Annotated in this window: 8 protein-coding genes; 1 reads left to right on the top strand and 7 read right to left on the bottom strand. The window is 37.4% G+C overall.

What is annotated here, in order from left to right; translation table 11 throughout:
- Positions 1–32 precede the first annotated feature (32 nt).
- Positions 33–1,313: a dicarboxylate/amino acid:cation symporter gene (locus BBI00_RS02235; RefSeq protein WP_083988520.1), complete on the top strand. Its 1,281-nt coding sequence runs from the start codon at positions 33–35 to the stop codon at positions 1,311–1,313.
- Positions 1,314–1,395: 82 nt separating this feature from the next.
- On the opposite strand, the gene BBI00_RS02230 is transcribed toward BBI00_RS02235, so the two are convergent.
- The 7 genes from BBI00_RS02230 to gyrB all read right to left on the bottom strand — a co-directional run bounded on the left by BBI00_RS02230 (position 1,396) and on the right by gyrB (position 11,239).
- Positions 1,396–2,196, bottom strand: a complete 801-nt coding sequence (locus tag BBI00_RS02230) for a T9SS-dependent choice-of-anchor J family protein (protein ID WP_065397241.1) — start codon at positions 2,194–2,196, stop codon at positions 1,396–1,398.
- A 378-nt stretch (positions 2,197–2,574) separates the two neighbouring features.
- Complete coding sequence (locus BBI00_RS02225; RefSeq protein WP_394363627.1) at positions 2,575–3,465, bottom strand: diacylglycerol/lipid kinase family protein; 891 nt, start codon at positions 3,463–3,465, stop codon at positions 2,575–2,577.
- A 4-nt stretch (positions 3,466–3,469) separates the two neighbouring features.
- A complete protein-coding gene (locus BBI00_RS02220; protein ID WP_065399580.1) occupies positions 3,470–4,297 on the bottom strand; it encodes an RsiV family protein in 828 nt (275 codons plus the stop codon).
- Between the two features lie 93 nt (positions 4,298–4,390).
- Positions 4,391–6,325 (bottom strand): DUF3857 domain-containing protein, encoded by a 1,935-nt coding sequence (locus BBI00_RS02215; RefSeq protein ID WP_228394699.1) that lies wholly within the window; start codon positions 6,323–6,325, stop codon positions 4,391–4,393.
- A complete protein-coding gene (locus BBI00_RS02210; RefSeq protein ID WP_065397240.1) occupies positions 6,325–8,217 on the bottom strand; it encodes a DUF3857 domain-containing protein in 1,893 nt (630 codons plus the stop codon). Before BBI00_RS02210 ends, BBI00_RS02215 begins: the two co-directional genes overlap by 1 nt.
- Before the next feature lie 582 nt (positions 8,218–8,799).
- Positions 8,800–9,222, bottom strand: coding sequence for a DUF5684 domain-containing protein (locus BBI00_RS02205; RefSeq protein WP_065397239.1), 423 nt, complete (start codon positions 9,220–9,222; stop codon positions 8,800–8,802).
- A gap of 82 nt (positions 9,223–9,304) precedes the next feature.
- Positions 9,305–11,239 carry a DNA topoisomerase (ATP-hydrolyzing) subunit B gene (gene gyrB / locus BBI00_RS02200; RefSeq protein WP_065397238.1) on the bottom strand — a complete coding sequence of 645 codons (1,935 nt, stop codon included), beginning with the start codon at positions 11,237–11,239 and terminating at the stop codon, positions 9,305–9,307.
- Between the last annotated feature and the right edge of the window lie 233 nt (positions 11,240–11,472).

Genomic DNA, 11,472 nt, shown 5'->3' with positions numbered 1-11,472 from the left:
TTCATAATTTCGCCCTTTCAAAAAACATTGTATTGAAAGCAAAAAAATTTTACCAGCAGCTTTATTTTCAGGTGATCATTGCAATTATTGCAGGGATTCTTCTAGGAAAATTTTACCCTGAAATAGGAGAGAAAATGAAACCTCTGGGGGATGGATTTATCAAACTGGTCAAAATGATTATCGCTCCGGTTATTTTCATCACCCTTACCTTAGGAATTGCCCATATGACAGATCTGAAAAAGGTAGGAAGAATTGCCATAAAAGCCATGATCTATTTTTTCACATTTTCAACGCTGGCTCTTATTATCGGCCTGATCGTGGGAAATATCCTGCAACCCGGTCATGGCCTTAATATTGATCCAGCCAGCCTTTCAGGTGATGTATCGCAGTATCAGGAAAAAGCTCATGAATCTACCCTTACAGGCTTCATGATGAACATTATTCCTGAAACCCTGTTCAGCCCGTTGGTTGGTGACAACATCCTGCAGGTTCTTCTTGTAGCTATTTTAATGGGAGTGGCTTTAGTTCTTACCAAAGAAAAAAGTCAGAAAGTCACTGATTTTCTTCAGGATCTGTCTACGCCTGTGTTTAAGATCGTTCATATGCTTATGAAGCTTGCCCCTATCGGTGCTTTTGGAGCCATGGCTTTTACGATCGGAAAATACGGGCTTCATTCTGTACTGAATCTTCTGTTTCTAGTGGCTACATTTTATATCACCTCTATCCTTTTTGTGGTGGTTATCCTGGGGGCAGTAGCCTGGTATAATGGTTTTAATATTTTTAAACTTCTTTTTTACCTTAAAGAAGAGCTGCTTCTGGTTTTAGGAACAAGTTCCTCAGAATCTGCCCTGCCGGGAATCATGGAAAAAATGGAAAAAGCAGGCTGTTCAAGGGCAATTGTAGGGCTTGTAGTGCCTACCGGATATTCCTTCAATCTCGACGGCACCAATATTTACATGACCCTGGCCTCACTTTTTATTGCACAGGCTTTAAATATTCACCTTCCGGTTGAAAAGCAGCTGATGCTTCTTCTGGTCGCAATGCTGAGCTCAAAAGGAGCTGCAGGAGTTACCGGAGCCGGATTTGTAACCCTGGCAGCCACCTTAGCCGTAGTTCCGGAAATTCCGATCGCTGGGATGACCCTGATTCTGGGAATCGATAAATTTATGAGTGAGTGCAGGGCGCTAACCAATGTAATAGGCAATTCTGTAGCTACAGTAGTTGTGGCAAACTGGGAAAAACAGCTTGATAAAGAACAGTTTCATTATTGCCTGGATCACCCTGCTGAAATAGAGAAGAAACTGGAGGTTTAAGCACAAAGATTTCTGAAAATAAAAAACCGGAGTTTATAAAAATAAGCCCCGGTTTTTCTTAATAGTTTCATTAGATGAAGATTTATCGTTTTTCTATTTTTTTCATCACTTTGTTTTTGCCGTCTGATATCACGATAAAGTAAACTCCTTTTGACAAATCCGAGATATTGTAAGATTCTCTGGCTGTCTCAAAAGTTTTCACTCTTTTTCCGGTCATATCAACAATTTCAATGTTTGGATTTTTCCCGTAAGCTGTTGGCATGTTTAACCGGAATGAATCTGTAACAGGGTTAGGATAAACCAACAGATCATCATTTTTAAGCTTGTTTTCAGAGACTCCTAAGGTTGTTGCTGTAACACTTATATCGTCTATTCTCCATTGTGCACCATCGTTTCCAATATAATTAAAAGCTATTTTTACGTTGGCCTGCCCTATCAGAGAGGTTAAAGGGATGGTAATATTGTAGGTGGCAAACCCTGCAGGTGTAGGCACTGTGATATCATTTTCACTCCAGATCTGCGTCCATGTTGCTCCATTATTTGTAGAAACCTTCACTACTGTATCATAGTTATTATTAGGTGTGATCGCCCAATAGGGATTAAAATTTGATTTGAAGGTCAAAACAGGATTTGATACATTGGTCAGGTTAAGGGATGGAGTTATCAGTTTTTCATCCTGCGCCACAAGGTCAGGATCATAGGCCACTCCGGCAGATTTTGTCCCTGAAAAACCGGTAGTTGATACCCATGTAAAAGCGGTGTTGGTAGTTTGAACCGTCCATCCGGTAGGCGGAAATGTTGCAGATTCAAAATTCTCAGTCAGAAGCTGGCTTTTTATCATAATACCCATAAAAAGCACAAGAATAAAGTAATATTTTTTCATAGGAAATGTTTTATTAATAAAAATATAACCATTTCACAATAAAAACAAAACAAATAGAAATAATCAATAAATATTTAATGATTTAAATAAATAAAAAACAATAAAATACGTTAAATTATTAATATATCAACATTCAGAACCATTCCAAAATGTACTGTTAATAGTTGTTATTGCGTATTGAGCCTATGATTTTATCACAAAAAAGAGAATAAACATTATTGATAAAATCAACAATTAACCATTGAATATCAATCATTTATTTCTGATATATGGAAAATTTATGGTTAAAAAATAGACCTTACCGGCCTTTAAATCCCATAAGGTTGTAGTATTATTTTAAAAAGGTAATTTCTACCGTCTTTTTTGACTGTAAAAACCTTATACCAATATGTTTAAGCTTGAGGGCTGCACCTTAACATGAACCGGGGACTGAATTTTATTAAACTCTCCATCCAGATGCCAGTTCTTGGTATTGACTTTGAATGAAATCTCGGAAACCGGAAGGTAAGTAACATATTCATCATCTTTCAGACGTTTGGTAAACATTCTGAAAGCGAAAAGTGCCGAGTAAGTCAACGGAAATTTTTTAACCAGAACCATGTCTACCAAACCATCACTTTTGCTTGCCTTGGGAGCAATATAAGCGTTGTTACCAAACTGACGGGTATTGGCGATGTTCAGCATCAGGTATCTGCCGTTGTACTGCTGGTATTTTTCATCAAAGAACTTTACTTTGATCGGTTTATAGTTGAAGAAGGTCTTCAGTGATACTTTGATATAATTTTTGAATCCCCTGCTTGTTTTTTCAAACTCCTTAACCACTTTGCCATCGAAACCGGTTCCTGAAACATTAATGGAAAGCCTGTCATTCACGGTAAAAGTATCAATCTTCCTGGACTTTTTCGCTTTTATTTTGTTTAAAAGCTCATCAAGATTTTTACTGAAACGGGTTTCATTGGAGAATCCGTTTCCTGAACCTGCCGGGAAAATAGCCAGGATTTTATCGGTATTGATCAGGTTTTTAGCCACAGTAGAAATTGTTCCGTCTCCCCCAATAGCCACAAAGATATCCACTTCCTCAAAATGGGCCTGAATAAACTCATCTGTTCCCGGGATCGATTCGGAAACATAATACAGTGGATTCTCAACCTTGGTTTTAAGCTCGTTCAGAAACGGCTGGTAATTTTTTTTGGCTGAAAAGGGATTGATAATAAAAGCTACTTTGTTCATCACCGCAAAAATAGAAAATGCTTCCTGAACTGGAAGCATTAATTTACTTAATTTTCATTCTTTCTTTAAATTCTGCATTTAATGTACCTTTCAGATCCTCCCAAGAAACAGGTATTGTGATATCTCCGGCCGCAAAAGCAGCAATTTCATAGGGGCTGTAATGGAAATACAGGTTTTTGTCATCAAAATAAAAATTGTCGGAAGCGGGAATTTTATCCACGAGCAGCATCTCTGAGTTTTTCACGGCTCCGTCACCATCCATCGTTCCGCTGTTAATGGTATTGATATTCTTCATCAGAATGGCTTCAATTTTATTTTTAGGCATTGAAGTGATGTCTTTCAGCTCAAGTCTTTTGCTGTTTTTAAGATCAAAAATTCTTTCTGAAAATCCGTAATTGTCATGTGCTCCGCCTTCATATCCGCTTCCTGTATACTGAATATGCATATATCCGTTGGTATTGGATATCAAATTCATGTGGGAACTCGAATACCATTCCTGCGAATAAGTAATATCTGAAACCCAGTCTTTATTATCTTCTTTCACAGAGCTGAAATAGTCAGCTTTTTCTTTGTTCAGATAAGCCTGAAGCCCGGTTTTGGAGAAATCCCTGATTTTACTATGCTGGAAATAGATACTGTCCAGCAGCTTTTTATCTTTCAGAGAAGGAAAAACCAGCAGTTTTGAGGTGTACTTTACTTTTAATGAGTCTGTGATCCGGGTAGAGTCACTTACTTTTACAGAGTCTACCACCAATTCTCCAGAAGGTTTATTTTCTGTTTTTTCTGCTACCGTTCCTTTGGTTTCATTTTTTTTGCAGGCTGTAAAAGCAAGGAAGGAAGACAGTGCCAAAACAGCTATTGTATTTTTCATAATTCTCATTTTTCCGGTACCAATACAAAAACCATTCAAAAGATGAATGGTTTTTAATTTTTTTGTTGATTATTTTTCTTAAAACGTAAGATATTACTTCCTGATAAGGCTTATCACCTGGTTTTCAAATTTGGAAGCCACTCCCCATATCTGTTTGAATGCGACATAATATTCTTTCGGATAATCTGCACTGCCCACTTTTGTAACAGAAGTAACCTCCAGTTTATTTCCTTTTTGCTGAACCGAATAGCTGTATTCGATTTCTTTGTCTTCGGTTACTATTTTTTTCTCTTTCGGCATTTCTTCGATCACAAATCCTTCCGGAATTTCAAGAGTGATCTTTTTTGTTCTTGTGGTAGGAGATCCGAAATCAATCGTATATTTTCTGGCCTCCGTCTGATCAAATTCATTGGAATTTTTGCTTAAAAACAACATCGGATTGATGATCATTTTCTTTCCTACCCTGTCTATCAGGTTCATGGAAGAGAAATTCATGGTGCTTTCAAACTCCCCGTTTTCCAGTACTTTCGGCTGAATATCCGTAAAATCTATTGCATAATTGTCTTTATAGGCTTTGTTATATTTTTCGGCATTCTCATCATAACGGTCCTTGGCCAACATAGCAAAAGCGCCGGTATCCCGGTCTGAATAGGTTCCCGAAATACTGCCGTCACTATTAATCTTTGCTTCTGCCGCAAGGAAAGTATTGCTTGGTTTGGTATTGTTCATCTGAATAAGCTGGGCTTTGGTTTTAGTAACTAAAACACCATATTGGTTCCAGCCCTGCAAAGGAATCTCATCTATTGAAGACTGTCTGGAAGTAGCATCGTAAATATGAAGGGTCCCGTCAATATCTATTGCACCCAGCACAAAATTCATTTTGGAAACATTGGGAGAAGCCAGATTTAACAGTCCGTTATCTACGGTAGAAATAATAAGCGGATCTGCTTTAAGTCCCGCTTCACGCAGCATCATGACCAGAAAAAGATTGATTTCAGCGGCGTTTCCCACTTTACTTTCGAGCATCTTTCTGATTCCGTTTTCAGGATAAATTCCCCTGTCTTTATTCCAAGTAAATGTTTTCTGAATGTATGAAAAAACAGCATTGGCTTTCTCGAGGTCAGTTTTCATCTCCGATATTCCTGCAGGCATATTTTCTTTAGCCAGTTTTGTTTTTTTCAGTTCGCCTCCAAAATCTTCATCCTGATAAAGTCTTTTACCAATCTGATCCCAGGATGATGAATACAGTTTAAGCTCTCTGAAGTTTGTAGAGTTCAGTTCTGCGCTGATTTTCGTGCGGAAGTTCCTGTCATTCCTCACCCATTTTTCACTTTTAAATCCTTTCAGGTTTTCATATCCGAATCTAAAGGTCTTAGATTGTGTTCCGTACAGGAAACGTTCCTCAATTTCCCTGTATTTAGGAGGAACTTCTCCGGTATAATTAATATTGTAGGCGATATTAAGCGGGGCGTCCAAAACATATTCCGTATTCAGGGAAGGGATATCTGTTTCTATAAGCACTTCCGGTATTGAGAACAGAAATGGAGAGGTAACTTCATACTGATACTCCAGAACCGAACCGTTTTTCACATTGGGAAATGCAAATTTGGTAATTGTCACGTATTTGCTTTCCTTGCTTTTATACTGAGAGCTCTTTTCCACTTTCACCGGCACCACGTTTCCATTTTCCAGGTTGTAAGTAAAAGCTTTGAACTTCCCCAATGATTCCCTGTTGGCATTGTAACTGTAAAGAGGGATTTCAATATTCATCCAGTCCAATGCCTTATCTTTATTATAAATTTTTACCCTGTAAAAATATTTTTTGCTCAGGTTTCCTGTAGAGGTATCCACCATAAAATGTACGGATTTATACAGAATTTCAGCGGGGGCATTTTCATCCAATAATGATTTTGCCTTAGACAGGTCGGCATCATTGAATTTAGGAGGATTCAGAAACTGATATTTCTGTGCACTGACCAGTATGGCATTTGCGGAGCAAAAAACCACTACCATTATTTTTTTCATCATTATATTTTCGTAATTAAAATTTTCGAATTATCCATGTTCATGATCTTCTTTCTGAAGTTTACATAGTCATTATACTTTTCTTTGGGATAGATTCCTTTATTGATCTGTATTTTCCGTGTTACTTTTATCTGGCCGTTATCTTTTACAAAGCTTAATGTATAGTTTCCAAATTCGGAACTGATATTGGAATCTCCGGGTATTTCATCAATTTTATAGCCTTTAGGAATGGTGAAAGCGATATCATGATCATCCTGATAAGACTGCCAGATCTCAAAGGGCAGCTCACGGCTTTCATCTGTTTTATACACTTCAGGCTCCAGGATAGGAATAGCCCTGAACAAAATACTGCTTCCTGCATTTTTGGAAAAATTGTTGGTTTTGAAGTCTAAATCATAAGTGATCACAGCTTTATTCCTGTCATTGTTAAAATTTTTCACTTCAATTTTTTCAAAATTCAAAACATTGAACCTGTTTTTTATGGCATCATTTTTTTCTTTAGGATCAAGGTTTGCAAACCTTAAATTGGTGTCATATTGGTTTCCCGTATAAAAAAAATTTCCTTCTCCTGTGATGCTGTTATCTTCATTAATATTGATTTTCAGCATCTGTTTTTCCCTGTTCTCTTCCGCTTTATAAGCAGGAGTATTAATCAGCTCAATTCCTTTCGGGGTCATTGCCAATACGTTTCTATCCGTTGTATGATAACTTAAGTGATTGAAAGCTGTTTGCTGGGAAGTATTCTCAAGCCATATATTTCCTTTTTCTGTAGGAACCATCAGAATAGCATGATTCCCTCCCATTGAAGGAAAGTCAGGATCGAAAGAAACGGAGGAAGTACTGGAATTTATCACACAGTAAGTAGAAGGAATACCTGCTTCATTCAGAAGTACTTTCATATAATTGGTAAGTCCCTTACAATCGCCATATCCTTTTCTATGAACTTCATCAGGCTGCATAGGAAGCCATCCTCCGATTCCCAATCCTACATAGATATAACGGGTTTTCGACTGCATGTGCTGATAAAGTTTTCTGACTTTGTCTTCTGTAGATCCCTCCAGTTTTAAGGCGGCTACTTCAGCTTTAATGGCAGGACCGGAAGCCGCAACGGGTTCTATGAGATTGGTATAACACCAGGTTCCGAAATCTTTCCAGTTATTCAACGAGCCTTTTTTTCCTGCCAGGTTAAACTGCGCCAGGGAAAAGTCTACTTTAGGCAATATTTTCACCGGGTCCGGCATCAATAAAGCATTTTCAATAGCCGGAACATTTTTAAAGGTATATGTTTTTTCAGCTCCGCTACCACTTTCTGTAACCGACGCATAATTATATTTTGAAGGATAGATTTTAGTTCTAAGCTCAATTCCTGATTTATTTATGATTTTAAACTGACCTTCTTCCAAAGAGGTATTGGTGGAAGAAAAAGGTTCAAAATCCGGAATAAAAATAGTGTTTTCATCAGTAAGCTCGTATGAGAAATCTACTGTATAAGGATAGTGAGCGGAAGTGTAAGGCAATACCAGAACTCTATTGTCTGAATAAAATACACCATTAGAATTATTCGCAAAATCCGTGAAGTCAGATTTTGAAAAGCTCTTTACTTTTTTACCCGCTTCATCATAAATGGTCACTTTTACATTGGAAATACCATCTCCTTTCTGATACGGGATATAAATTGCTGCTTTGGAATCTCCATCCTTATTCAGGACAGTAGTTACTTTATTATACTGATAAACGATTTCATCTATTTTATTGATCTGAGCTGTTGTGAAGTTTTTCCTGATAACAGCATCAGCATTTTTCTTTAAATTTTCAGGAATTGCAGAAGCCGGATAGCTTTGTGCAAAATATACAGAGGCTGTAGACAATGCCCCTAAAATTAAAAATTTCATCATAATTGTTAATTGGACTTCCTCAGGTCTGCTTCGTTAAATTCAGGTATAGAAAGAAATTGATGCTGCTGTGCAAAAAACATATGGACAGCAAGGCAACCCACGGTCACCATGATTTTAGAATTGATTTTCATCAGTCTTTTTATTATCAGTTTTTTTATTTAATGAGAATCTCCTGAAACAGAGAAGGAAGGTTGATTGAAGCGAAAGAAACTTCTGGAAATACTTTTTTCATCATGGTTATTAAAATTAGACAAAAATAATAAAATCTTAATAACTGTTAAAATTATATAAAGAAAAAGACTCCAAAAAAACATGGAGCCCTTAATACTGTAAAAAGTACTATCCTAAAATTGCCCGTACAGGCTTAAAACAAAAATAATGAAAGATGATAACTCCTTATCTGGGAGGCCTCACTCTTTGATAATCATTATCATATATCTATGGTTTCAAATTTAAGATAATTGCATTGATAAGTAATTCAAACAGTGTAGAATTAATACTAAGTCACTGTACAATTAATTCTATTATTTTGCATCAACAAAAAAGACTTCATTTCTGAAGTCTTTTGATCTTTATTTTTCATTAGTCATTTGGAATTCTCTTACTGTCATAGATATCACTTCCAAGTCCGAGCACCGGAATGAAAATAAACCCGAACAGGAGAATCAGAATGGTATACAATGGTGTTTCTTTCCCAAATCCTTTGGCAAGTCTGTCATAAACCACCCAACAGGCAAAGATATTTACCAAAGGAATACAGAATAAGATAAACCACCAGATTGGTTTCTTCACAATATCCAGCAATACGATGAGATTGTAAATCGGGATAAAAGCCGCCCATGCATCTTGTCTTCCCGCCTTCTGGAAGATCTTATACATACAATATCCATAGAACAGATATATCACGATGCTCATGATCATTGTTCCAATTCCTAGTCCTGCTGCCGCAGCACCAGAGACTGCATCAACCCCTTCATAAGGGTCTGTTTGTAAAAGAGTTAACATATTATTGTTTTTTTGGTTTATCCAAATATAAAAAAAGCTTCTAAATAATCAGAAGCTTTTTTTATTATATTTTTAAGAAGGTTTATGCATCAATTTTTGCATATTTTGCATTCTTTTCAATAAACTCTCTTCTTGGCGGCACCTCATCCCCCATCAGCATAGAGAAAATACTGTCTGCTTCTACAGCATTGTCAATTGTCACCTGCTTCAGAATTCTGTGCTCAGGATTAAGGGTTGTTTCCCAAAGCTGTTCAGGGTTCATTTCTCCAAGACCTTTGTAACGCTGTACTTCCACACCTTTTCCGTCCGGAGACATTTCCAATGTGAATTCTTCACGTTCTTTTTCGTTATAAGCGTATACTTTCTTATTTCCTTTTTTTAACAGATATAAAGGTGGCTGGGCAATATAGATATATCCGTTCTCAATAAGTTCCTTCATATACCTGAAGAAGAAAGTAAGGATCAGCGTAGAGATGTGAGACCCGTCAATATCGGCATCGGTCATGATAACGATTTTGTGGTATCTCAGTTTTGCCATATTTAATGCCTTGCTATCTTCCTCTGTTCCTACAGAAACGCCAAGTGCGGTATAAATATTTCTGATCTCTTCGTTATCATATACTTTGTGAAGCATAGATTTCTCTACGTTCAGAATCTTACCTCTCAATGGCAGAATTGCCTGGAAATGTCTGTCTCTCCCCTGTTTGGCTGTTCCTCCTGCGGAGTCTCCCTCTACAAGGAAGATTTCAGATTCAGCCGGGTCTTTTGATGAACAGTCAGACAGTTTCCCCGGAAGACCGGAACCTCCCATCGGAGATTTTCTCTGAACCATTTCACGGGCTTTTTTAGCCGCTTGTCTCGCTTTTGCAGCAAGAACTACTTTTTGTACGATCTGTTTTGCTTCGGTAGGGTTTTCTTCCAGGAAATTGGTAAGCATTTCCCCTACAATTTTATCTACAGCACCGGAAACTTCGGAGTTACCTAATTTTGTTTTGGTCTGTCCTTCAAATTGCGGTTCCATTACTTTTACAGAAACAACCGCCGTTAATCCTTCACGGAAGTCATCCCCTGTAATCTCTACTTTTTCTTTCTGTGGAATTCCCAGATCGTCTGCATATTTCTTTAACGTTCTCGTTAAGGCTCTTCTGAAACCTGCAAGGTGGGTACCTCCTTCATGGGTATTGATATTGTTTACGTAAGAGTGAAGATTCTCATTGAAAGAAGTATTGTAACGCATCGCTACTTCCACAGGAATATCATCTCTTTCGCCTTCCATGAAGATCACGTGTTCCATAATAGATTCACGGTTACCGTCAATGTAAGCAACAAATTCTTTCAGACCGCCTTCAGAATGAAAAACTTCTGAACGGAAAGACCCGTCTTCCAGTTTTTCTCTTTCGTCAGTAAGCGTAATCGTAATCCCTTTGTTCAGGTAAGAAAGTTCTCTTAAACGGCTTGCTAATGTATCGTAATTATAAATTAACTCTGTAAATATAGTATCATCCGGCTGGAAAAACTGTTTGGTTCCTCTTCTTTCACTGTGCCCGATTTCTTCAACACCTGTCTGTGCTTTTCCTCTGGAATAAATCTGCTGATAAACATTTCCATCCCTGTAAACCGTAGTGATCATCTCATTGGAAAGTGCATTCACACACGAAACCCCTACTCCATGAAGACCTCCTGAAACCTTATAAGAGTCTTTATCAAACTTACCTCCGGCTCCAATTTTTGTCATTACCACTTCAAGGGCAGATTTCTGCTCTTTTTCGTGGAAATCAACCGGGATACCTCTACCGTTATCACTTACTTCAATTCCGTTTCCTTCCTTGATGCTAACGAAGATCGTGTCACAGTACCCTGCCAATGCCTCGTCAATAGAGTTATCTACTACTTCATAAACCAAGTGGTGAAGTCCTCTGACTCCTACATCACCAATGTACATTGAAGGACGCATACGAACGTGCTCCATTCCTTCCAATGCCTGAATACTACTAGCTGTATATTGTTTTTGACTCATATTAAATATTAAAAATCCTGCTCTATGCAAAGACTTACAAATATCGTGATTTTTTTCGAGGTATGAAAGTTAAAAAGTGTCAAAAAAATGTAGAGTTTTCTCAGTGAAAACAAAAGAAAAAGTAATCCTGTAAAAGATTCAAAATTAAAACGTATTGGTGAAATATCAACTGTTGTAAATCATATTCAACATCAATAATTTATGCGTAAATTTATTTACTGAAAAGTTGATAT

Origin of the sequence: Chryseobacterium arthrosphaerae, from assembly GCF_001684965.1 — a bacterium.
GTDB lineage: Bacteria > Bacteroidota > Bacteroidia > Flavobacteriales > Weeksellaceae > Chryseobacterium > Chryseobacterium arthrosphaerae.
This window is presented reverse-complemented; position numbering and strand designations above follow the sequence as displayed.